The 25,807-nt window shown below is 24.8% G+C and carries 18 protein-coding genes; 8 read left to right on the top strand and 10 right to left on the bottom strand.

The features are described 5' to 3' along the window. Positions 1 to 119 precede the first annotated feature (119 nt). From ACR34G_RS00790 to ACR34G_RS00775, 4 genes are all read right to left on the bottom strand, one after another. Entirely contained in the window at positions 120 to 293 is a 174-nt protein-coding gene (locus ACR34G_RS00790; RefSeq protein ID WP_436358883.1) for a hypothetical protein, read from the bottom strand. A 186-nt stretch (positions 294 to 479) separates the two neighbouring features. Continuing rightward, positions 480 to 1,016, bottom strand: a complete 537-nt coding sequence (locus tag ACR34G_RS00785) for a hypothetical protein (protein ID WP_436358882.1) — start codon at positions 1,014 to 1,016, stop codon at positions 480 to 482. 62 nt (positions 1,017 to 1,078) lie between these two features. Continuing rightward, on the bottom strand, positions 1,079 to 1,504 hold the full coding sequence (locus ACR34G_RS00780; protein WP_436358881.1) for a hypothetical protein: 426 nt from the start codon (positions 1,502 to 1,504) through the stop codon (positions 1,079 to 1,081). Between the two features lie 31 nt (positions 1,505 to 1,535). After that, the gene (locus ACR34G_RS00775; RefSeq protein WP_436358880.1) at positions 1,536 to 2,024 is read right to left on the bottom strand and encodes a hypothetical protein; all 489 of its coding nucleotides are present in this window, start codon (positions 2,022 to 2,024) and stop codon (positions 1,536 to 1,538) included. Between the two features lie 792 nt (positions 2,025 to 2,816). Between ACR34G_RS00775 and eno the strand changes: the two genes are divergently transcribed. The 3 genes from eno to ACR34G_RS00760 are packed head-to-tail and all read left to right on the top strand — an operon-like array spanning position 2,817 to position 5,619. Beyond that, on the top strand, positions 2,817 to 4,190 hold the full coding sequence (eno, locus tag ACR34G_RS00770; protein WP_436358879.1) for a phosphopyruvate hydratase: 1,374 nt from the start codon (positions 2,817 to 2,819) through the stop codon (positions 4,188 to 4,190). Between the two features lie 15 nt (positions 4,191 to 4,205). After that, complete coding sequence (locus tag ACR34G_RS00765) at positions 4,206 to 4,703, top strand: NfeD family protein (RefSeq protein ID WP_436358878.1); 498 nt, start codon at positions 4,206 to 4,208, stop codon at positions 4,701 to 4,703. 1 nt (position 4,704) lies between these two features. Beyond that, positions 4,705 to 5,619, top strand: coding sequence for an SPFH domain-containing protein (locus ACR34G_RS00760; protein ID WP_436358877.1), 915 nt, complete (start codon positions 4,705 to 4,707; stop codon positions 5,617 to 5,619). A 52-nt stretch (positions 5,620 to 5,671) separates the two neighbouring features. Here the strand turns inward: ACR34G_RS00760 and ACR34G_RS00755 are convergent, their stop codons facing one another. Then, positions 5,672 to 6,496 carry a leucine-rich repeat domain-containing protein gene (locus ACR34G_RS00755; RefSeq protein WP_436358876.1) on the bottom strand — a complete coding sequence of 275 codons (825 nt, stop codon included), beginning with the start codon at positions 6,494 to 6,496 and terminating at the stop codon, positions 5,672 to 5,674. A 50-nt stretch (positions 6,497 to 6,546) separates the two neighbouring features. Here ACR34G_RS00755 and uvrB point away from each other — a divergent pair, with 50 nt between their 5' ends. Next, positions 6,547 to 8,505, top strand: a complete 1,959-nt coding sequence (gene uvrB, locus ACR34G_RS00750) for an excinuclease ABC subunit UvrB (RefSeq protein ID WP_436358875.1) — start codon at positions 6,547 to 6,549, stop codon at positions 8,503 to 8,505. Between the two features lie 54 nt (positions 8,506 to 8,559). On the opposite strand, the gene ACR34G_RS00745 is transcribed toward uvrB, so the two are convergent. Continuing rightward, positions 8,560 to 9,405, bottom strand: coding sequence for an ABC transporter ATP-binding protein (locus ACR34G_RS00745; RefSeq protein WP_436358874.1), 846 nt, complete (start codon positions 9,403 to 9,405; stop codon positions 8,560 to 8,562). After that, positions 9,405 to 17,213, bottom strand: a complete 7,809-nt coding sequence (locus ACR34G_RS00740; protein WP_436358873.1) for an ABC transporter permease — start codon at positions 17,211 to 17,213, stop codon at positions 9,405 to 9,407. The genes ACR34G_RS00745 and ACR34G_RS00740 overlap by 1 nt, the downstream gene beginning before the upstream one ends. 136 nt (positions 17,214 to 17,349) lie before the next feature. Between ACR34G_RS00740 and ACR34G_RS00735 the strand changes: the two genes are divergently transcribed. The 4 genes from ACR34G_RS00735 (at position 17,350) to ACR34G_RS00720 (ending at position 20,895) form a co-directional block, all read left to right on the top strand. Further along, on the top strand, positions 17,350 to 17,946 hold the full coding sequence (locus ACR34G_RS00735; protein ID WP_436358872.1) for an FMN-dependent NADH-azoreductase: 597 nt from the start codon (positions 17,350 to 17,352) through the stop codon (positions 17,944 to 17,946). A 23-nt stretch (positions 17,947 to 17,969) separates the two neighbouring features. After that, complete coding sequence (gene def / locus ACR34G_RS00730) at positions 17,970 to 18,527, top strand: peptide deformylase (protein WP_436358871.1); 558 nt, start codon at positions 17,970 to 17,972, stop codon at positions 18,525 to 18,527. Between the two features lie 221 nt (positions 18,528 to 18,748). Next, positions 18,749 to 20,410 (top strand): IS1634 family transposase, encoded by a 1,662-nt coding sequence (locus ACR34G_RS00725; protein WP_436358870.1) that lies wholly within the window; start codon positions 18,749 to 18,751, stop codon positions 20,408 to 20,410. Between the two features lie 311 nt (positions 20,411 to 20,721). Continuing rightward, entirely contained in the window at positions 20,722 to 20,895 is a 174-nt protein-coding gene (locus ACR34G_RS00720; protein ID WP_436358869.1) for a hypothetical protein, read from the top strand. 288 nt (positions 20,896 to 21,183) lie between these two features. On the opposite strand, the gene ACR34G_RS00715 is transcribed toward ACR34G_RS00720, so the two are convergent. The 3 genes from ACR34G_RS00715 to tig are packed head-to-tail and all read right to left on the bottom strand — an operon-like array spanning position 21,184 to position 25,745. Beyond that, on the bottom strand, positions 21,184 to 21,633 hold the full coding sequence (locus ACR34G_RS00715; protein WP_436358868.1) for a hypothetical protein: 450 nt from the start codon (positions 21,631 to 21,633) through the stop codon (positions 21,184 to 21,186). Beyond that, on the bottom strand, positions 21,617 to 24,262 hold the full coding sequence (secA, locus tag ACR34G_RS00710; RefSeq protein ID WP_436358867.1) for a preprotein translocase subunit SecA: 2,646 nt from the start codon (positions 24,260 to 24,262) through the stop codon (positions 21,617 to 21,619). The genes ACR34G_RS00715 and secA overlap by 17 nt, the downstream gene beginning before the upstream one ends. Before the next feature lie 58 nt (positions 24,263 to 24,320). Beyond that, positions 24,321 to 25,745 carry a trigger factor gene (gene tig / locus ACR34G_RS00705; RefSeq protein ID WP_436358866.1) on the bottom strand — a complete coding sequence of 475 codons (1,425 nt, stop codon included), beginning with the start codon at positions 25,743 to 25,745 and terminating at the stop codon, positions 24,321 to 24,323. Positions 25,746 to 25,807 lie beyond the last annotated feature (62 nt).

Genomic DNA, 25,807 nt, shown 5'->3' with positions numbered 1-25,807 from the left:
AATTCTCGTTATAAGAGTTTATAATATCATTGTGATTTGAATTTAAATCTTCTATGGATTTAAATTTTTTTTGAAAAAATATAAAGGATAAAATTGTTGAGAACTTTTAAATGATCTTTCTACATTAGGTTTATGAGTAGCAATGCTGCTCAAAACACCTGTATACCCCTATTTTTCAACTCTTGAACCATATTGGTTTCAGGATTTATATAGTTGAAAAATGTTGTTCTTTTATCAGTAATAATTAGTTTTGGAAAACCATATTTTTCAAAAAGCATTTCAAGTAATTTCATATAACCTTTGTTTGTTTCTTGTGTATCAGCATAAAAAGCAAGAAGTTTTCCTGAACTTGCATCAATTGCGTGATAAATAAAAATCTTTTGGTCAAGTGATTTAATAAAATATTCATAACAAGCGTCAATTTCAACAATTTCACCAAATTCTAAAGCATTTTTGCTTATAATTCTTCTGTTATTATTTTAATCTCTTAATTCATTTTCTTTAGCAATTGCAAAAATATGGTAGGAAATTTTTACTTTTATTTTTCCGCTTTCAATTCCACTAATTCTTTTTTTAATGTCTGCTTTAGTTTTCTTTTTTGTATAAGGAGTCATTAAACATTGTTGGTTTGTTCTTCTTATTACAGTAGAATAAGAAGGTTTTTCTTTCATATTTTGCATTTCATCTTCATAGAAATATTTAAGTGGTATTCCAAGAGTTATCGCTCTTTCATTTATTATGTTTCTTAATTCATCATTATATTTAGTAATAAATTGATCAAAAAAATCATCTTTATATTTTTTAGAATAATCATTTCTTGAATTTTTATGTTTTACATAAATTGATTTACCAGCATTTTGTTTAATTAATTTTCTATGTCTAGTGACAGTTTTGACTGAGATATTTAATAAATTAGATAATTCTTTATTGGTTTTTTCTATGTTATTTCTAATAAAAGTTAGTTCTTTTGCTCTCTTTTTTTGTCACTTTGTTATTTCGATTTCTGTATTTTTCATCCCTATTCTCCTTTAGTAAATATTTTAATTATTATTATATATTACTAAAGAGGACATTTTGATTAATAAATACCCCGGGACATTTTGATTAATAATTTGCAAATTAAATTGTTTTGTGTTAATTCATTTTCTAATTTATTTCCATTAAGAAAATCTTGTTCAAACATTTTTGTAATTTGTTCTTTGGTTAATCTATTATTTATATTGAATTTATCATATAATTCATTAATTTTACTAACAATTTTTTCATCAAAATCATCAATAGTTTTTATTATTAATTTTTTTTCATTTAAAAAGTTAAAATTATTTTCTTTGCTTTCAAATAATTTTTCTCTAAATTGATCAAAAATAAAACTATTATTTGCTTTTATATTTTGTTGGTCTTGTTTAATCTTAATGAGATTTTCAAAATAAATTGATTTTACTTTAATTTGCTCAATATATTCTTTTATTTCTTTCTGAGCACAAGAAAATAATGAAAATGTCATCGGAAAACTTAAACTAATTAATATTTTTCTTTTATTTTTTAACCACATAAGTAAATGCTAAATTATCCTCAATTGAATTTTCAAATAAAGAAGATTTATACTTTTTAATAACAAGTCTAAAATTAGACGATTCTGTAACATTATATTCTATCAATTCATCATTTGAATCACTAGAAATAGAACTACTTACTTGTATTCAATTTCCTGAATTATCCATTTTTTCTAAAATTAAATCATAATCAGAAAACTTACTATTATTTTGTCTTGAAAAAGCAGTTTCTTTTTTAAGTTGTAACTCATTTATGTGTTCTTTTTCTCATTTTTCATTTTCAGAATTTATTCTATTTAGTTCTGCTACATTTGCAATAGCACCCCCCAAAGGACCTAAAAATCATCATCAATTTACTTGTGGATTATATTCAACTCTTTTTTCTTCATTTGCTGCAATGCTTGTTTGTGTTAGTGTTATAGGTACTAATATACCAGGTACTGCAGTTATAAATAAAATATTTTTTTTCATTTTTTTTAATACTTTTGATCCTTTTTTAATTTTTGACTTAAATTTATTTAAATCTTTTTAAATTATATCATTTTGCAATGTTTTTTTGGTTATAATATAATAAAAAAATAATTGCTTTTTTTGGACTGCTTTTAAGTTTTAATCATTTTAACTAACAAAAATATTACTTTAATAAAAGTTTTTATATCTGAAAATAATTTACTAGACTTTTTAGGCATTATCTTAGTGCTAATTTAAAAATTACAAAATATTTTAAGTTTCTTTTATGGAACAAAACTATTTTTATTTAATACTTTTTATTTAATTTAATTATATTTTAATTAATTTACTTCTGAATTAATAATAAAAAGTTCAAATTTTTTTATCTTTTTTTGAAAAAAATGATTTTTTTTTAACAAATTATTTTATTTTAGGTATATAATTATTTATGGTTGTAATCAACCAAAAATTTTCATTTATTAAATTTAAAATTATTGTATTTATTTTTTTATTATTGTTATATTCTTGTTATTAGATTATTTTGTGTATACCCCCTATTATATTTTAGTCTCCTTTCTAAGTTTTTAAATCTTTTAAAGTGTTATTATAATAACTAATCTTAATAATTAAAAATATAAAAAAATTGAAAATCCATTTTGAAAATTATATTACGTTTTCAATATCAAAATCAAGAACAAATTTTCACTGTTTATCTGTTCTTGATTTTTTCTTTTTTTAGATAAATATAAATATTTTTATTTCTTTTTAATGTATAATTTTTATTAAATATAAAAAATTTTATTAAGGAGAAAAATGTCAAAAATTACAAGCATTCACGCTCGTGAAGTGTTAGATTCAAGAGGTAATCCTACTGTTCAAGTAGAAGTTAAAACAGAATTTGGTGCTTTTGGTTCAGCCATTGTTCCATCAGGTGCTTCAACAGGAACAAGAGAAGCTTTAGAATTAAGAGATCAAGATAACGCTTTTGCATCAAACTGATTTGGTGGAAAAGGAGTTATGCAAGCAGTTAAAAACGTTAATGAAAAAATTGCTCCTGTTGTTTTAGGAATGGAAGTTACAGATCAAAGAAAAATAGACTTAGCAATGATTAAATTGGATGGTACTCCATTTAAGAAAAATTTAGGTGCTAATGCTATTCTTGGGGTATCTTTAGCTGTTCTTAGAGCTGCAGCAGATGAATTAGAAATTCCTTTATATAAATATATTGGGGGAACAAACGCAAGAAAATTACCAGTTCCAATGTTAAACGTTATTAATGGTGGAGAACACGCATCAAATACAATTGATTTCCAAGAATTTATGGTTATGCCATTAGGAGCCAAAACAATAAGAGAAGCTTTACAAATGGCTAATAAAGTTTTCCACAACTTAGCTAAATTATTAAAAAAAGCAGGACACGGAACACAAGTTGGTGATGAAGGTGGATTTGCTCCTAACTTAAAATCACACGAAGAAGCTTTAGACTTTTTAGTTGAAGCTATTAAAGTTGCAGGATTTACACCAGCAACTAAAGGTGAAAATGCTGTTGCTATTGCTTTAGATGCTGCATCATCAGAATTATATGATTCAAAAACTAAAAAATATACTTTTGGAAAATTAAAAGCGGCTATCGAAACTAAAAAAGAAGGATTTGCAAGTTTAACTGATAAAGTTGAATTTACAACAGATGAATTAGTAGAATACTATGGAAAATTATTTGCAAAATATCCAATTATTTCTGTAGAAGACGGATTTGCAGAATCAGACTGAGAAGGATTTAAAAAATTTAATCAAAAATTTGGCTCAACTCACCAAATAATGGGAGATGATTTAACCGTTACAAATGCTTCTATTTTATCAGAAGCTATTGCACAAGGTTCAATTAACTCAATTTTAATTAAATTAAATCAAATTGGTTCAGTTTCTGAAACACTTGACACAATTGAATTAGCACATAAAGCAGGATTTACAGCTGTTGTATCACACCGTTCAGGTGAATCAGAAGATACAACAATTGCTGATTTAGCAGTTGCAGTAAATGCAGGTCAAATTAAAACTGGTTCTTTATCAAGAACAGATAGAGTTGCAAAATATAATAGATTATTAGCAATTGAAGAAGAATTAGCTGAAGCAGCTGAATACGATGGAGAAAAAACTTTCCACAACTTAAAAAGAAATGTTAAGTAATTAAATTGTTTTAATATGCCACAAGATGTAATAAAAATTATTTTTATAGTAATTTGATTATTGATAATATTAAGTTTTATTATTTTAGAACTAGCTACTAATGGAATTTGAACAGCATTAACAAGTATAAGTGCTATTCCTTCATTAATTATTGCTTTAGCAACTAAAGGGGTTTATTGAAGCATAATAGCTCAAATTCTTACTTTTATTGTTGTTTGAATTATTATCTATTTTTCAACATATAAATTACTTAAAAATAGACTTTATTCTACCAAAATAGGTGTAGAAAGAATTCAAGGTTTAACTAAATCTAAACCTAATATTTTAATTGAAGATAGTTATGAATATGGAGAAGATACTCAAAATTATGGAAAAATTAAAATTGATGGTAAATTTTATAGAACTATTTCAGTTGAAGGTCAAGGAAAAATAGAGAAAGGAAATTGAGTAAAAGTTAAATTTGTAAAAGGAAATATCCTTTACATAGAAAAAACAACTCAAAAGGAAAATTAGTATGATTTGAATTATCGTTGTTTCTGTTCTTGCTATTGCCATAATTATATTATTAATAATAACTTTAATAAGAAGCATTAGAATTATTCCACAATCTGAATTTGCTGTAGTCGAAAGACTTGGTAAATATAACAAAACACTTAAAAACGGAATAAATTTCCTTTTACCTTTTGTAGACAGAATTGTTAAAAGAGAAAACTTTAAAGAAAAAGTTTTAGATTTCCCAGAACAAGATGTTATTACTAAAGATAATGCAGGAATAAGAGTTGACACAGTTGTCTTTTTAGAAATTACAGATCCTAAACTCTTTGTTTATGGAGCAGAAAATTCTATGAAAGCCATTGAAAACCTTTGTGCTACAACACTAAGAAATCTACTTGGTGAATTAGAATTAGATGAAGCATTAATTTCAAGAGATACTATCAACTCTCAATTAACATTAATTTTAGATGAAGCGTCTGATTCTTGAGGAATTAAAGTACATAGAGTAGAGATTAAGAATATTATCCCTCCTAAAGAAATTCAATCAGCAATGGAAAAACAAATGAAAGCAGAAAGAGAAAAAAGAGCAAATATTCTTGAAGCAGAAGGAAAAAAAGCTTCTCAAATCCTTCTTGCTGAAGGGCAAAAAGCTGCTAAAATTCTTGAAGCTGAAGCTGATAAACAATCAGAAATTCTAAAAGCTGAAGCTAAAAAAACAGCTGAAGTATTAAAAGCTGAAGCCGATCAAAAAGCAATTGAATTATTAAATCAAACAAATATTACAAAAAATATTCTTACTTTAAAATCTATTGAACAACTTGGAGTTCTAGCTAACGGCCAAGCAACTAAAATTATTTTACCACCTAACTTAGGTGACGTTGCTAAAACAATGAGTGTTGCTTCTGAAATATTTAAAGAAGGTGACAAAAAATAAAAACAAAAATATCAAACTAACAAGTTTGATATTTTTAATTTATTTTTTAAAACTAATTTGATTTGTCAAATGCATCAGAAGCAATACTTACTTTTTCTTTATCAATTTCATTAATATTATTTGTTTTTATATCATTTAATTTAAATGCTTCTTTACTTATTATTAATTTTGATAATGGTTCTACAAAGTGAACTGATGTTATTTTATTTCTTTCAAATGCTGCTTTTGAAATTAACTCCAATTTATTTGATTTAAAATCTAAAGAAGTAATTTCATTGTTAAAAAAGGCTGAAATTCCTATTGATTTTAAATTAGAATTTTCTGAAATAACAAATTTTGAAATTTGATTATTTGCAAATGCTTGTTTTCCAATATAAGTTACTGAATCTGGTAAAATAATTTCTTTTATTTTGTTTGTTTCAAATGCATAATTACCTATTGTTTTTAAAATAGTTGCTTTTGAAAAATCTAATTCTTGCAACTCATAATCTATTTTTGATGTTGGTAATGTTCTATTTGTGAAAGCTGAATCTTCAATTATTTCTAAAGTTGGAGGAAAAATAATTTTTTTAAGATGATAAGAAACGATAACTTGGTTATCAACACCATCTTTTTTTATTGTTTCACTTAATAAAATTTCTCTACTTTTTTCACCAGCAAAAGCTCCTGTGTATATAGTTGTAATGGATTCTTTACTCAAGTCTAATGTAAAGGTTTTATGTTCTTTGTCAAATATAACATTAACAAATTCTCCTTTATCATTTTTCTTATTTACAAGATTCTCTCCTTGTTTGGTATTTGCATTATTGTCACCACAAGAAACAGCGACGATAGGTAAAACTAATAATGGACTTATAGATAAAAATATTTTTTTCATAGTTTAAATTTTACACTATTATTTTATTTTCCAATTATAATTTAAATAATATGTATAATTTAATTTCAAAAAATAAGCCTCAAGGCGATCAACCAAAAGCAATTAAAGAACTTTCCGACGGAATAAAAAATAATAAAAAATATCAAGTCTTACTTGGTGTTACAGGCAGTGGAAAGACTTTTACTATGGCTAATGTTATCAAAGAAACAAATAGGCCAGCTCTGATTTTATCACATAACAAAACTTTAGCTTCACAACTCTTTTCAGAGATGAAAAGTTTGTTTCCAGAAAACAAAGTAGAATATTTTGTTTCTCACTTTGACTACTATAGACCAGAATCTTACTTACCAGCTAAAGATGTTTATACGGAAAAATCCAGCAAAACAAACTGAGATTTAGAATCTATGAGAATGTCCACTATCAATGCATTAGTAACTAGAAGAGACACAATTGTTGTCTCCTCTGTTGCTTCAATTTACGGAGCACTTGATCCAAAAGAATATCAATCTAATCTATTTTATATCGAAGTAGGAATGAAATTAAATAGAAGTGATTTATTTAGAACTCTAGCAAAAATAGGTTATGAAAGAACTGATATTGATTTAGAACCAGGAAAATTTAGAACTAAAGGAGATGTTATAGAGCTTTTTCCTGTATGAACTGAAGAATTAACTATTAGAATTGATTTTTTTGATGATGAAATTGAAAATATAGTCTATCAAGAAAAATTAAGCAAAAAAACTACAAAAAAAGTTAAAAATTTTGTTATTTATCCAGCAAACTCTTATACAGTAACTAATGATACAATTGAAAGAGCTGTTAAAACTATTGAAACAGAATTAGAAGAAAGATTATCTTATTTTGAAAAAGAAAATAAATTAGTTGAAAAACAAAGATTGAATGACAGAGTTCGCAACGACATTGATTCATTAAAAGAATTTGGTTTTTGCTCTGGAATAGAAAACTATTCAAGACATATGGATGATAGAAGAGAAGGTGAAAAACCTTATACACTTTTTGATTATTTACCTAAAGACACACTTATCTTTATCGATGAGTCCCATATGACAGTTCCACAACTACAAGCAATGTATAAAGGTGATTATCAAAGAAAAAGAAATCTTGTAGATTACGGTTTTCGTTTGCCTTCTGCTTTAGATAATAGACCTTTAAAATTTGAAGAATTTGAAGAAATAGATAATCAAATTATTTATATTTCAGCTACTCCTTCAGATTATGAAGTTGACAAAACGCACGGAGAAATTACAACACAAATCATAAGACCTACTGGTCTTGTTGATCCAATAATTGAAATTAAATCAACTAAAAATCAATTAGAAACTATGTATAAAGAAATTGATAATCAAATTAAAAATAATGAAAGAGTTATTATCATAACAGGAACCAAAAGAATGGCAGAAGAGTTATCATCTAATTTTAGAGAAAAACACTATAAATCAGCTTATATCCATTCTGAACACAAAACTTTTGAAAGAAATGACATATTAAGAAAATTACGTAAGGGAATTTACGATGTTGTTGTGGGAGTTAATCTATTAAGAGAAGGTATAGATTTACCGGAGGTTTCTTTAATTATGATTCTTGAAGCCGATACCAACTCATTCTCCAGAACAAAAGCTGCACTAATTCAAATGATTGGTAGAGTAGCTAGAAATGATCATGGTAGAGCAATTTTATTTGCTGATTCTATTACAAGTAATATTGCAGCTACTTTAAAAGATAATGAAGAAAAAAGAAAAATTCAAATGGAATATAATAAAAAGAACAACATTATTCCTAAAACTATTATTAAACCTATTTTTGATCCAATTCAATCAGTTGAAACAATTGATGCTTTAGAAAAATCTTCTAAAGTCAAAGATAAAAAAGAAAAAGAAGAAATAATAAAAGCACTAATAAAACAAAAAAATGAATATATTGCTAAAGATGATTTAGAAAAAGCAATTCAAATCAGAGACCTGATTTTAGAGTTGGAATCCGATCTCTAAAATAAAGAAAATTCCTTTATAAAAGAACAAATCTTATATAAAGGAATTTTTTATTTATAAAACTTTAGGATTAGAATTTATTATTATTTCTTCTATTTTTCCAGAAGCTAATTTAATAACTTTATTGCATAATTCAGCAACTGTCGGATCGTGAGAAACCATTACAATTGTGGTTCCATAGGTTTTATTAATATATTGTAATATTTTTAAAACTGCTCTTGATGTTTTTTCATCTAAAGCACCTGTAGGTTCATCAGCAAAAATGATTTCTGCATTTTTTGATAACGCTCTTAAAATGGAAATTCTTTGTTGTTGTCCACCAGACATTTGAGAAGGATATTTATATTTAATTTCTTCTATTTCAAATTCTTTAAAAAGGTTATTAATATTTAAAACTTTCTTTTTATCTTTTTGTAAATATGCACCTGTTTCAACGTTATCATAACCATTTAAGTTTTGCAGTAAATTATAACTTTGAAAAATAAAACTAACATTTTCTCTTCTAAATTTTGTTAATTTTGAATCGTTGTAATATGTCAAATTATTATTTGCAACAATCACTTCACCTTCTGATGCTCTATCTAAACCAGAAATAATGTTTAATAATGTAGATTTTCCTGAACCTGATTTTCCAAATAAAACAGCAAAATCTCCTTTTTCTATTTTTAAAGTAACACCTTTTAAAACAGAAGTTATTATCGAACCAGAAAGATAAGATTTTTTAACATCGAAAATTTCAATGATATTATTTTCTGTATTTTGTGTGATCATATCTTTGTGTTTTTTCTTTGGTTTACTATTTGCTTTTTTGATTTTTTTTATTTCTTTTTTAGTAAGTAAAACTGCATTTTCTTCTTTTATTTTACCTTTTAGTTCTTTCTTATTTTGGTTTTCTGTCATTATTTTCCTTTCAATAAATAAATAGCTTTAATTTTATTTAAATTAATTCAAGCAATAAGAGATGTAAGTCCATAAACAAAGAATAAAATTCCTATTGCAGTTAAAGCATGTCATCATTTTAAAGTAAGTATTAGAGCAATAGAACTAGATGAAACTAAAAACGCATTAAATAAAGCAATAAATCCAATAACTAATGGAATAGCAATAATTGTAGCAACAATTATTAAAGGTAAATAAATTCCAAAAAATAGTTTTATTTTCTCTTTGTTATTGTATCCCAAGATTGAAAATATAGCAATGTTTTTTTCGTTCTCCGTAATTATGATATTTGAAATCATAATTAGAATAACAACAGAAACTAAAAAGAAAATAATAACTATAGATAGTGTTAATTTTGAAACTGTATTAGCAATATTATTAACAAAACCTATTTGAATATCTTTAGCATCTACATTTGTAGAAAGCGAATTATAAACATTTTTAGAATATAAGTCGATGAAATTATTTACACCTTGTTTAATTAAGGTTGCGTTTTCACTCTTAAATTTATCACTTGTAATATTCTTATAGCTTAAATCGATATTTTCAACATCAGTAATTGTTCTTTCTTTAAATGTTAATAATTTTTTGATTAATTCATCACTATAACCATTATTTTTTAATACACCAGGTTGATCATCGCTGTTTGAATATATTTGTGCAAAGGCTGTTTCATATTGTTCTTTTGTCTCAATATTAATTAGGTCTCCACCAAATCAATATCCAGAATTTGCATATAAACCAACAGAACCAATAGTTTGCTCTGGAGTAACATCGTTAGATAAAATACCATTGAATCCATCTTGATCTAGTTCACTTAATCCAGTTAAATGATTTGCTATTTTTCTTGTTGTAACTAACTCACTATTAATGAAAGTATTTATAATACCAACTATTTTAAATTTATATTTTCTAAAGGAATTTCCTTCTAAAATTCTTATATATCTATCAATAGGATTTTTAACTTCTAATTCAATTGTATCACCGAGTTTTAAGTTGTTTTTATTTAAAAATACATAATTAACAGAAATAGGATAAACATCATTAATTACCTGTGTTTTTTCCATTAATTCGATTAAATTAACACCTTTTTCATCTTGGATTGATACATATTTAGAATTGTTATTATAACCATAAATTTTTAAACTGTTTTCTTCATTATAAGAAGTATTAATATATGTGTATTTTTCGTTTGTTTGATTGTTAAATAAAATACCGTTAAACGCTATATAAAAATCATTAGAAGGAATTTTTTTATAAGCATCTACTAAGAATTTTCTATATAAATCTCTATGTTGAGAAGTAGTTATTGCTTCTCTATCATATTCTTGAGTTTGAACATTTCATACCATATATCAGAATTTACCACCAGTTGAAACATTTTCATTTTCAATGTATTTAAAATAGTTTTGTGGGTTTGCTTCTGTTCCTACAAATTCAAAGTTGTATTTTTTGCCTGTGATATCAACTTTTTCTACAAAATGAATATCTTGAGTTTTTTCTATTTCTGAAATTGCCATTTTAGAAATTTCTAAAGTTCTTGATCTTTGACTATCAGGCATTGAATTTAAAACTATATCTCAAGGTGAGATGGATAATGATGATTCTACTTGTAATTGAAGTGACGCTCTTGTTAAAATATGGGGATCATTTTCTTTTGGATTACCATTTTTGTCTGAATCACCATTTACAAGAGCTCTACCTGGTTTGAAGTAATTATTTGCTTCAACATTAGATTCAGAAGCAACCCCTAAAGGAACATATAAAAGATTTTCTAATTGATTTTTATCAAAAGTTTGATATTGTCCAGCTTCGATAGTAGGTGTTTCTAAATCTAACTTATACTTATAATTTCTCTTTTGGTATGTTTTATTTACAGTCTCATTAAATACTCCGTTTGAAGAAATTGAGAAAATAGAAATAAAGGCTGTTAAGGTTGTTGAAATCATTAATGAAATTAATTTTCAAAAACTATTTACAGATAATGAAGCAACAAATTTAGTTTTTACATTAGCAAATCTAAATATTTTTAGAAATACCATAGCAAATTTTGAAACATTAATTTCAACTATACCAGACATTAAATCAATTGGTTTTTTTCTTAAAATTCATAAAGCAGATAATATAACTAAAGCTGAAAGTAAGAAAAATGGAAGAATAATAGTTAAAACAAAAGGAATTCATTCAAATGATATACTCTGAGTCGGTAAAGTTCAATAAGATGAAAAGGCGTTTTTTAACACTTGTTGTAACGATAACCCAACTATATATCCAACAGTTCCACCTATAAATGTTGTAATGAAAGGGAAAGAAATAAATGAGAAAGCTATCATTCAAGAGTTATAACCCTGAGCTCTTAAAATCCCTATTACCTTATTTCTTGTAGATATATATCTTTTTGTAATAAATACGGTAGAAATAATTATTAATATAGACATTAATGCAACCATATAAAAGTTAGCATTTGATATAAGTTGAATCAATGAAAAAGCTGTTGAAATTCTTAAACTTCTTTCTGGATTAATAATATCTAATTCATCTTTAGAAAAGACTTTTTTAGTTACTATATTTCCAAAATTATTAGCTATTTCTCTATTTGTTTTTTCATTAAATTCTTGAACATTTGTTCCTGGTTTTGTTTTAACAAGTAAATAATCTTTTAAAGCGCTACCTCTAAAGGATTCACGAGCTCTATCAAAACCTCATTTATTAACATAAACAAGTGCTTGGTTTTTAATATTAACTTGTAAATTTTCTTCATTTATTACAGGGAATAAATAATCGATAGTTTGCTCATCACCTACTATTAAAAATTTAGACCCACTTACATTTATTATGTATTTTTCATCTAAATTATTTATTAGTTTTTCTAACTCTATATAACTAGAAGGTAATTTTTCTTTATATATTTCTTTATTGTTTTCATTTAAAAAACTAGAATTTACTTTTGCAACCAAGGAACGAACATCTTTAAATACTAAAAATTTATTTTCTTCTCTTATTATTGTAGAAGCATTAATTAAATCTAAAAAGATTTTATTAATGTTAATATCAAATAAAATGGTGTCTTGATTGTCAATTGAAAATACTTTTTTATTTAAGTAATCTACATAGGAAAGATCTAATGATAAACCTTTAACACTATGATTTTCTAAATGATATTCAAAAAGAGAATCACTATATAAATTATAAAATCTTCCTTTTATTATATCTCTATAATTATCAGGGTTTTCATTAATAATTTTTGAAAAATCAGTTACTCTATTATTTAAAACAAAGGTTAAATTGGAGTTATTTTCTGTATTATCTGTTCCTGCTGGATTCGAGGTAAATCAAGCTGCTACTATTGGGAAAATAACACTAGAATATGTTGATGATACAGTGTCTGATAAACCTAAAGAAGTAAAAACAGCAGATTGAGTTGTAAAATTCTTTCTTAAATTATTTAAAATTTCTCTATTTAAGTCACCTTTAGAAGCAAAATCGTTTAATAAATCAAGTGATTTTTGTAAATTAACAAAGTAATTTGTAGCGTCTTTATGATATCTCTCATTTGTTGCAATTTGTGCTAAATTAGAAGCTAAAGAAACTTTATTTAAAATAAGTCAATCAGCTAAATCTAAACCTGTAATAGCATTTTTCTTTTTATAAATTTCAGAATCAAATAATTTATTTATTTTATTTTTTCATTCATTAGCATCAGCAGTATTTGGTATGTTTTTAAATAAAGTATCTGCAGAATCAAAAGGTTGTGCTATACCACGTCCTATTGGTTGAATGTCTAGTCCTTTAGAGAAAAATGATCTATTTTCAAAGTTTTTCTTAGAATCATACAATTGTGTTTCAATTAATTCTTTGTATAAATAAGAATTTTGATTTTGTGCTTCTCTAAAAAAGAAATTGAAAACTTCTTTTAATTCCGTTGAACTCAATTGACTATTTTCAGAAACAAATTTAATTCAAAAATCATAAAAAATCAAACTATTTACAGAACTAGAATATTCAGAAGAATAAACAACATTACTTACAATTTCTCTAGCTTTTGGTTTTGCTGTATTAAAGGCTCTGTTACCTTGTGTGTTCTCAATAAAAATCTCATATAAATTATCTGCTAAAGTAGAACTAGTATTTGTATTTTTTATAACAAATGAATTATTTGCTTTAGTGAACTTATTAAAAATAAAAAGTTTTAATGTTTCTTTGAAAATAGAGTTTCTTTGACTTATTTCATCAACATCTTTAATGATATCTTTTCCAAAAAATAAATATCTTTTTATAAAGGAAATTTCCGTATTATCAAATTCTTTATCGATTAAAATTTTATTATCAACTTTATCAGAAAGTTTAATTAATTCTTCAAATTTAGCATATGATAATAACTCTAAATTTTGTAAATCGAACAAGTCAAGTTTTTCAGCATCTTTATCTGGTACTGAATAAGTTATACCTAATGCACCTTCTTTTTTGGTTTTACCAGATAAATTTAATATTTCTTCTATTGCTCTAAAAAGAGTATGGGTAGTTGCAGAATCTTTAAAAAATGTTGAAATAAATGCAGTTATTAAATTAGATGTTTTAAGAGTTTTAGCAACAAATAAAACTTTTTGCGGATCTTTTGATTCATTTACAAATTTATAATCTTCAAAATAAGTGTTTTCTAAAGAATTTTCTACTATATTTAAAAGTCTATCTTTATCTAAAATAGAAATTATTTTAGTTAAACCTGAATTTATGTTTTTAAAATTTTCAGAAGAATTATTTTTATCTTTATTTATGTTAATTTTGTCAAAAATATTAACTAAAGAAGTGGTGATTTTTTCTTTTAAAACACTTTCTTTATAAGAATTAATAAGTTTATTGAATAAAATTCCTTTATATTTTTGCTCTGATTTATTATAAGCGGTAGAAAGTAAAGAATCAAAATTAATATTTTTAACTAATATAGTTGCACCTTTTTTAAATACATCAAAATCAATGGATTTAACTAATGGAATAACTAAATCTGAAACACTAAAATAATAATAAGCATGAGTAGAATCGTTTCTCTCTTGTTTATTTCATTTGTTTTCGTATCAATTGTGAATATCAGTTAAAAAAGATTTAAAATCAATTGATAAAATTATTGTTTTTAAACCATCAATAAATTCAATTGGGTTATTTATTATAGTTTTTAACTCTTCTTTTGTATTATCTTTTAAAAGATCATTTCAAACATTAATTCCTAAATTAGAAAGAATTTGACCTATTTTATCTATGTTATCAATAAAATAAGTTTTTTGTTCATCTAATGTAGTTCCATTATCTCTAATTTTGTTTTGAATGTTTTCAAGAAAATTATTAAATATTTTGTTTAAAAATTGATCATCATTTTGAATAGTTGCTAAATAAAGTGACTCAAAAATCATTCTTTGCATTAAAGATTGATTATTTTTACCTTTTGTAAAAATATCATAATATTCAGTAACGAAAAAAGCATCTTGAGTTGCAGTTAATAGTTTATCTAATTCATCTACTTTTATGAAGTTTTCTCTAACTAATTCACTATTAACTATTGTTTTTTTAAGACTATCAAAAAGTGTTTTTACTGTTTTTGATGTTTCTATTTCTTTTAGTAAGGCGCTGGAAGGTGCTCTATATATGAAAGGAACATTATAAGTATTTGAAAAGTTTTCATCTGTTTTGTATCAACCATTTTCTCCTACAGAAACTTTTAGACCTAAATGTTTAGATTCCATAAAATTATTTAATTCTGTTAAAGTTAAAAACTCTTTATTATCAACTAAAACTTTAATTCAAGAATCTTGTTTTTTTTCATAAAGGGTATAACCATTTTTTGAATTTCCTACAGCAAAATTCACTGTTTTTTCTTTATTTTCTAAAATTACTACTTTTTCTTTTGAAAAATTTGCAGGAAATAAAGTTAACTTTTGACTAGAAGGAATATCAATAAATTCAATGGTTGGATTTAAGTATTTAGAATCAGGAACAAAACCTTGAAAAATGGCATTTATAATTTCTGCACTATATACAGGATTGAATTCATTTTTATCAAAATTAGGATCAGCATTAATAAATAAGTTACTTTTATGAAAATATTCATTAAAAAGTTTTCCCACTTCTTGCTTGTGGTTTGGATCAAAATATTCTTCATTTATTCCTGCATCAATAAATTGAAAAATTTTGTTTTCTCCTTTTTTTTCATCTATTGCTGTTGTAGTAATAAATCTTCTTCTACCAACTGAATCAACTTCTTTTTCGTTTTTCACATAATCAAAGATTTTGTTTTTTATTGTTGTAGAAACTGCATTTCTAAGTTTTAAATAAGTTAAATCTACTATTTCTTCATTGGATAAAGATGCTAATTGCTGTGAAGTTAAATTTTGAATATTATAATCATTTCCTAAATTTTCAATATCCTTAATTGATGTAGTTTTACCATCGGGTCCTTTTATTAATAAGGTTAAATCATCTTTTAAAAGATTTTGACTAATAATAACAGGTTCTTTATTTGAGATAGTTTTTACTATTTGCTTTTCTCAATAATGTAGCTTTTCAATTTTTTTAAATTCTTCAGGATCATTGTCTTTTAAATTTGCTAAATAATTAGAAAAATTTTTAGAAAAATTTCCTTTTTCTGGTTCAATATCTAACAAAGTAAAATTATGTAAAATAAATTTGGTTTGATAACTAACTCTTGAAACTCATTCATCTTTAAGTTTATAAACATTAGATTTAGAAAATTGGAAAAAATCTGGCAGTGATTTATGAATGTCGTTTTTTAAAAATAACTTTTTAATTACAGGAGCTGTATTTTCACTACCATTCATTAAACCATCAGGTTTTAAAACAATATTATAGTTTCAAACTTGTTGAGGAGCCGATCATTTTGCTATGTTATCTCAACTAAATAATTCACTTGTATAATCTTTTTTATAAAATAACTTTCAATTATTGTTATTATCTTTATGAACTCCGATTAATTTTGCTGTTTCATCTTCTGTTAATAAATATAAAATACCATTTCTTTCTCATGAGTTGATTTTAGAAACATCAAAAGTTGCTTCTTTGGTATTTAAATTAATTCCCATTCTATTTATGGAAGATATTATATGATCTTCACCTTGATTATGTAATAAGTAGCCTTCTGAACCGTTACTTGAAATGTTTATAACTTCAGAAATTTTGTATCTTTTGTCTAAAAAAACTGCAGTATTATCCTTGTTTAAGTAATAGGAAATTTCTTTTTCTTTAAATGTTCCATCAGCATTTTTTAAATAAGTTTTAAAAAATTTGCTATCGGTTTTTAAAACTTGAAATTGTTTATTTTTTAAATCAAAATTAAAATCTTTATTATCAATATTATTTATATTTTTATTAACTTCATATTGAAATAAAAAGTCTTGAGCACTTATATAATAATTCGCTTTTTCTCCCTTAACTCCCAAGTCAGAAAGCAAAATAAATTGTGATTTTATTTGAAAATCTAAAATTTCTTTTATAGCTTTTTGATCTAAAGTGTATTCAATTGGTGTTTCTTTTTTATATCCATTATCTTTAGCATTACCGCTAAAGTTAACATCTAAATCTACTGTTGAATCATGTAATTTAGAAACTGCATTATATTTATTTATTTGTCTATTAAAAGATTCTTTTACACTAAAAAGTAAAGTAAAAACACCTGTAGTTAAAAAAAGTAAAATAGATAAACTTATTGTTGTTATTTTATTTTTTGATAAAGATTTAAAAATTTCTTTTAATAATTTAAACATAGTAAATACCTCATTTTTTAATAAAATATAAAAAATTATACTATTTTTTTGCTAAAAATAAACTTTTTGAAAATTTTACTATTTTTTATAATATAATAACTTAGCAAGTTAATTTATAGAAAAGAAAGAAGGAAAAATGAAAGTTTTAGTTATAAAAGGTTCTATTTTATCTGGAGAATCTTCAAATTCAAAATTAATGTCAGATAAATTTGTAGAATTTTATAAAGAAAAAAATCCAACTCACGAAATTATTGAAATGGATTTAAATAAAGAAAAAGTGGCTTCAATCTCTTTAAATTCGGAAAATATGAAAACTTTTTGACAAGATGTAGAAGCAATGAAATTAGTTGATTTATTAAAAAGTGTGCAAAAAGTTGTTTTTTCAACTTCAATGATTAATTTCAACTATTCAGCAGTTGTAAAAAACTTTATTGATGCTATTTCAATGGCTAATGTAACTTTTAGCTATAAATACAGCAAAAAAGGAGAAGCAAAAGGTCTTTTAGATCATTTAAAAGTTCAAATTTTAACTTCTCAAGGAGCGCCTGCAGATTGATATCCTTTTGGAAACTTTACAGAAAATTTAAAAGGTTTTTGAAACTTTTTAGGAGCTAAAGTTGTTGAACCAGTTTGATTAACAGGTACAAAAGTTGAACCTTTCGCTTCTTTAAGTAAAGAAGAAAAAGTTAAAAGTATTGAAGATAAAATCAAAAAAGCTGCATTTGAATTTTAATTATTTGTTTATAATATATACATATGAATAGAAAAAAAGTTAAAATAATTCAATTACCAAATAATGTTCTAAGAGAAAAATCAATTGATGTTCCTTGACCATTAACTGAAGAAGATGAACTTCTAGCACAACAAATGATTGACCACATTGACTATTCACAAGTTGAAGGTCAAAAAATGTATAGACCAGGTGTTGGAGTTGCTGCTGTTCAATATGGAATATTGAAAAATATGTTCTATATTAATGTGAATAACGGTCCTGATGATATAGTATTTAGAGATATTATTATAAATCCAAAAATACTTGGTTTTTCTGAAGACAAAATAGCTCTTCATCATGGTGAAGGTTGTTTAAGTGTTAATGAAAAATGACCTCATCAAGAAGGTTTTGTTAGAAGAAGAAAAATAATTAAAGTTGAAGGTTATTCATATTTTAGTAAAGAAAAGAAAATATGAACCGTTTCAGGATATGTTGCAATTGTTTTTCAACATGAACTTGATCACTTACAAGGAAAATTATTTATTGATCATATTGATAAAAAACAACCTTGAAAAAAAGAAAAAGAACTTGAAACATTATAAGAAAGTTAGCATTTATTTGCTGACTTTTTTCTTTCCCAATTTAGGTTCAAAATTGCCAAATAACGCTGTTTTACAGTGGTTTTCGATTTTTAGTTTCCCAGTTTTCCCTAAGAAATTAGAATAAAATAGGAATTTATAAATTTTTACTATATATAGTAATTTTTATTAAAAAAAATAAAAAAATAATTGCACTTAATTGCATTTTGTGGTATAATATAAGGATGGAAAAGAAAAATTTAATATTATTTAATGTTTCAGGAAACAAAAAAGGTGTAATTTATAAATACGTTGGATGAACAACTGGTTTTGGAAAAGCACCAACAAGATGATTCAGTCTTGGAAACTTAGAAAAATTACTTGAGAAAAAAGAAAATGCAGTAGAAATTCTAAAAGAAAAACTAAAATCTTTTTCTTCACTGGATAAAAAAGAAAGAGTTCAGTCTGCATTATTAGAAGCTTTAGAAAGCGATGAACTTGTAAGAGTAAATAAAAATGTCGGATACGAACTAATTGAAGAGTTACTCAATAAACACAACATTTTTGAGTCTTTTGAGAAAACAAGGCATAAAGAAATGAAAAAAATCTTCAATTTTTTAGTTGCAAAAAGGATTTATAATCCTTCAAGTATTTTTTCTTCTTTTAGTGAACAAGGCGAATTTAATAGTGATATTTCAGCATCAAAAAATAGTTTTTATAGACTTCTAGATATTGTTGAAAACAATCAAGCAAATCTTGTAAATGCACTACATCAAATGGTATTAAAAGAAACAAATAGAAATTTAAGTGAGATTTATTTTGACTCATCAACTGTTTATTTTGAATCTTTTCAAATAATGGGTTATAGACAAACTAGTTATTCTAAAGATGGAAAGTTCAAAGAAGATCAAATTGTAATTGCCTTAGCATGTGATGGAAATGGAGTCCCTTTCCATATTAAAGTTTTTAGTGGTAATACTCCAGATTCAAAAACTATGATTGAATTCTTGCTTGAACTTGAGCAAATGTATAAAATTAAAAACATAACTGTAATTGCCGATCGTGGAATGAGTACGTCCGGAAATATCAGATTTTTAGAGCAAAAAGGTTATGGTTTCATCATTTCTTACAAAGCAAAAGCAAGTTCTAAAGAATTCAAAGAATATGTTTTGAACGAGAAAGATTATGTTTATGTAAATGATAATTTAAAATACAAATCTACAGATTTCCTTTCCGCTTTTAAAAACAAAAGGGTTACAAAAAATGTCAGAAGACGAATTGTAACTATCAGCAAATCAAGAGCTTTAAAAGATAGAGAAGATAGACAAAATTTAATTAATAATTTCAAAAAGAAACAAAATAAAGATGGAACTGTTGATTCTTCAAAAATGCTTGGAACTAAAAAATGTAAATACTTTACTGAAATATCAAAATTAAAATTTGAATTGGATTACAAGAAAATTCAAAGAGACGAAGAATTCGATGGTGTTTATGTATATGAAACTAATTTATTAAATTTAAGTGAATCTCAAATAATTCATTTATATTCAAAGCAATGACAAATTGAATCAAATTTTAGGAGTTTAAAAAGTTATTTAGCAATAAGACCAACTTATGTTTATTTAGATAGTCACATTGTAGCTCACACACTTTTATGTTTTGCTTCATTAGTCGTTTTAAAATTATTTATTCATAAAACAAATGAATATTATTTCAAACACAGAATTAATAACCATCTTACTGAATGACAATTTATTAAAATTTTAAGTTTAGTAAGAGAAGAAATATTTATAAATAACATTACCGGAGAAGAAATAGAAAGAAAAAGAGAAAAATCAGGAAGTGATATAGATCTTTGAAACAAGTATGATGAGATCAAAAAAATTGTAATTAAATCAGATAAATAAAAACCGTTTTGCCCCATAAAACAGGCGTAAACGGTTTTTTAATTCTTGAAACTGGGAAAGACGGATAAAACTGATGAAAACAACGATAATATCAAGTATTGATACGATATAAAAAGAGTTTTATCAAAAATGGTATAAAGAAAAAACAAAAACAATAAAATCAACCAAAAAAATGGTTGATTTTGTCTTTTTTGCTATTAACTGGGAAACTCGGGAAAAGTGACATTTTATATCTGTAATTACAGATTTTTTATCAAATGCTTTGTTTTTTTTTTTTTTTTGTAGAATTGAGTATAAGAAAGGAGAATAATATGGATGTTATAATAGCAGTTACCGGTATTGTATGTTTTTTAGTGATTACTGGTATGATTGTTCTTTTTGTAATGTTTATTGCTAAAAAATTTGGTAAAAAAACAAAATCAAGTTCACTATACAATAATAAAAATAAAGAAGTTGAAAAAACAGAGCAAGATACTAAAAAATAACAATATCTTATAAATAAATTAGGTGGAGTAAAATCTACTCTTTTTTATTATTAATTTTAGGTAAAACCGGGAAACTCGGGTAAATTATTTATTGATCATATTGATAAAAAGCAACCTTGAAAAAAAGAAAAAGAACTTGAAACATTATAAGAAAGTTAGCATTTATTTGCTGACTTTTTTTGTTTCCCAGTTCAGTTTCAAAATTTCCAAATAATGCTGTTTTACGGTAGTTTTCACTTTTTAATTTATTTTTTTACTTGCTAATTTTTAATTTAACAAAAATTATAATTATTTATTTTCTTTTTCAGAACATTTATATTTTACTCAAACTCATTGACAACTAAAAAACAACATATTCTCAAATAAAAATGAAATTGTAATTATCTGATTTTTTCAGTTGTCTCATCACAATTTAGCTAATCAAATATTTATCAAAATTAGCATAAATCAAAGAACTATAAAAATTAATTTTAGTTTTTTTCTATTTAAAAATTTACAAAGATCACTATGAAATCTTTGATCTTTAATAAAATGATTTTTAATTTTTGGATAAATTTGTTTAATAAAAATTAAAAAAATTATTATGATTACAAAAGGTAAAAAGAGTAAAGCAATGTTAACTATCAATCAAAAGTAGTTAATTAAGTTGTTATAAATATAAAAAGATAATTCAATTAATCCAGCTATGAAAGATATAAAAAATAAGATTAATACTATTATATTAATCTTTTTTTTCATTGTTTTTTTCTTCTTCTAATAATCTTTGTTGACTTTCCAAAATAGCTGCGTTTTCTTCTATGATAATTCTTTTCAATTGTTCATCATCCATATCTTTAGGAACAGAAAGGATTTTTCCATCAATAAGTGTTACTTGTTTCATTTGTTGTTGGTATTCATTTGCTATTCTGATTTTTTCTTCTTCCATATCTATGATTGCTTGAATTTCTTCTGGAAATTTTCCTACTTCTAATGTTAAAATTCGTCCGTTAGATAACTCTATATTCATATACTCTATTTTTCTTGCATATGAGTTATTAAATAAGTTTAATATTGCTTGATCTGAACTTTCATCAATAAATACTTCAAATTTTTTAGTTGCTTCTTCAGTGAAAATTTGGAATGGATTTTTTTGTGAATATTGTACAAGATTTGCTGATGATCTTAATTTATCAATAATATCAATATGATTTTGTCATTTTTGATCTAGTGCACCAAGTAAAATTTGTCTTTCTAATTTTACATATTCTTCTTTTAAATTTTCGATCAAGTTAACTCTTAATACGTTAAAATAAATGTCTTTCATTTTTTCTTTTAAATATTCAATCAATTCATCATAATGATGTTCACTTATTTCTTTATAAGTAAATTCTACTTTAGAAATTCTTGAAAAATTCTCATTTAAAAATTTAGTTAAAACATCATATTTTACTTCTTTATTTGTTTTTAAAATGAAATCAAAATTCATAAAATTATCTACTGATCTTTCAATAATTCTAATGATATAATGATCCAATTCTTCACTTTCTAAAATAATATCTCTTTGTGTATAAACTAAATCTCTTTGTTGTCTAATAACGTCATCAAAACTTAAAACATTTTTTCTGTTATCGTAGTTTAAACCTTCTATTTTTTTCTGTGCTCTTTGGAAAAATTTGTAAATAGACTTTCCTGGAATAGGTTCATCACTATCACTTCCAAAATTTTCTTTAATTTGATCAAATTGAGAAAATCTTGTCATTAATTGATCTTCAATAGAAAGGAAAAAACGGGAATAACCTACATCTCCTTGTCTTCCTGATCTTCCTTTTAACTGATTATCTATTCTTCTTGATTCAGATTTATCTGTTCCAAGAACATATAATCCACCTTTTTCTAAAGCTTCTGGAGTAGGTTTAATATCGGTTCCACGACCTGCCATATTTGTTGCAATTGTAACTGATCCTACTCTTCCGGCATTAGCAATAATTTCTGCTTCATATTCGTTTTGTTTAGCATTTAAAACAGTATGTAGAATACCTTCTCTAACTAAAAGTGAATGTAAATATTCTGATTCATCAACTTGTGAAGTTCCTACAAGGATAGGTTGACCCAATTTATATTTTTCTTTTATTTCTGCAACAATTGCTTTATATTTCGCTCTTGCAGAAGGGAAAATTAAATCAGTATCATCAAATCTTTTTATTGGTCTATTAGTTTCAATAACATTTACTCTTGTGTTATAAATATCAATAAATTCTTGTTCTTCAGTTTTGGCAGTACCTGTCATACCACAAAGTTTTTTAAACATCCTGAAAAAATTTTGATAAGTTATTGTTGCTAAAGTTTTAGTTTCTGGTTCTATTTTAATCATTTCTTTGGCTTGAATAGCTTGCTGTAGTCCTTCAGAATAACTTCTTCCTTCCATTATTCTTCCAGTAAATGTATCTACTAGTTCTATTTTTCCATCTCGAACAATATACTCAACATCTTTTTTCATTATTTTATGTGCTCTTAAGGCATTTTGAATGCTATGAACTAATTCTGAATGTTGAATATCATAAAGATTTTCAATATTAAAAAAATGATTTGCTTTATCTATTCCATTATCATTTAATTTAACTGCTTTACTTTCTCAATCAATATCAAAATCTTCATCTTTAAGAATTCTTACAAATTGATCGGCAATAAAATAATTATTTCCACCACTTTTTTCACCACCAGAAATAATCAAAGGAGTTTTAGCTTCATCAATTAAGATAGAATCCACCTCATCTATTAAAGCGTAGTTGAGTCCTCTTTGTACTTTAGATTCTTTTTGTGTAACCATATTGTCTCTTAAGTAATCAAAACCTAATTCAGAGTGAATGGAATAAGTAATATCACAAGCATAAGCAGCTTTTTTTGTTAAAGAATCCATCTGTGATTTATTAATTCCAACTGTTAAACCCATTCAATTATGCACTTGACCCATTTCGGTAGCATCACGTTCTGAAAGGTATTCATTAACTGTTGAAACAATTACCCCTTTACCTTCAAGTGCATTTAAATATACAGGAGCAATAGAAGTAATAGTTTTTCCTTCTCCTGTTTTCATTTCTGCAATTGAACCTTGATCCAAAATTAAACCACCCAAAATTTGTACATCATATGGGAATTTGTTTAACACTCTTTTTGTAGCTTCTCTAACTGCTGCAAAAGCTTCAACTCTGATATCTTCAAGAGTTTCACCATTTTTTAAACGTTCTTTAAATAATTGTGTTTGATTCTGTAAATCTTCATTACTCATTGAAGAATAAATGGATCTTTTTTCATTTATTTCTTTTAGCAATTTTCTTGCGATTTTCATCTCTGTGGATGTTGAAAAGAATTTTTTAATTTTATGTAACATATTATTTTAAATTTTACTATTTTTATGAAGAAAAAAAAGAAAAAAAGACCAATAGGTCTTATTTTGAAGAAGTTTTTTTAGTTTCTTTTTTAACTGTTTTAGAAACAGGTTTTTTTACTGATGTTTTTGGTTTAGAAGTTTTTGTTTCTTTATTTTCTTCTTTTTTAACTTTAGAAACTATTGTTTTCATTTTTTGTCCAATTTTTCCTGAATTGTATTCAATCAATCTATCGATAACTTTTCTGTTTATGATAGGAATTTGTAATTGGAATTTTGAAACCATTTGTTCAACAGCTTCTGGTGTTGTTTTGTAAAGTTTTGCAAACTTTTCATATTCTTTTTTATAATCTTCTTCTGTTGCTTCTAATTTTTCAATTCTTGAAATTTCAGCAAAAATTAATGATGTTTTTAAGTTGTGAATTGCTTCTTTTTCAAATGTGTCATTTAATGTTTTTGTGTCTAATTTAAGTAAATCAGCATATTCTTTAAGTGAAAAACCTTGTTCTTTTAATCTTTCTTCTGTTTTTCTTTGAACTGCCATTTTTTCTTTGTTAATTAAAACTGAAGCTAAAGGAATTGTTGTATTTTCAAAAATTTTGTGAAATACTTTGTGTTGAAAATCAATTTTTGATTTTTCTGTTTTTTCTTCAAGTAAAAGTTTTTTTAGATATTCTTTTAATTGAGAAACTGTATAAACATTTTCAATTTTTAAATCAGAAACAAAAGCATCATCTAATTTTACTTTTTCATATTTTTTAACATCTTTTACATGAATTTTAAATATTGCTGGTTTACCTGCAAAGTTTTTTGCATGGTAATCTTTTGGAAAGGTCACTTTAATTTCTTTTTTGTCACCTTTTACAAAACCAATCATTGATTCTTCAAATCCTTTAATAAAATTTCCTGAACCGATTTTTAATTCAAAATCTTCTGCTTCTCCACCTTCAAATGGTTCATTGTCAATAAATCCTTTAAAATCAAAAAGCACAACATCTCCATTTTCAATTGCTTTATCAGAGCTTATTAAAAGTGAATGAGATTTTACAATTTTATCTACTTCAGAATCAATTTCTTCTTTAGAAACAGTTGGTGCTTCATAAGAAATATCTAATCCTTTGTAGTTAGAAATTTTAAATTCTGGATAAACTGGATATTTAAATTCTATTACTAATTCTTCTTTTGAAACTTTAACTGGATTTAAAGCTGCTTCATCCAATACTTTATCACTTTCTATAATTTGTTCTTTTGCTAAAGAAGCTAATTTAGGAGCTATTGAATTTGCTGCTTCTTGAATTACTTGTCCTTCTGAAATTAAACTTTCAGCTTTTGCTAAAGGAACTTTTCCTTTTCTAAAACCAGGAATTTGTACTGATTTTAATAATTTGTTTTTTGCTTTTTTTTGTTCATCTAATCATTCTTGTTTATCTGCTTCAACTGTTATTACTAATTCTGCAGTTTCAGCTAGCATTTTTCTTTTTGCCATATAAAAAACTCCTCTGTTTTTATTAATAATATATTTAATTATAAAGTATTTTTTTGTATTTT

This window comes from Mycoplasma sp. 480 (assembly GCF_051353065.1).
Lineage (GTDB): Bacteria > Bacillota_I > Bacilli_A > Mycoplasmatales > Metamycoplasmataceae > Mesomycoplasma_A.
The sequence above is the reverse complement of the archived record's forward strand: the minus strand, read 5'-3'. Positions and strand labels throughout refer to the sequence as shown.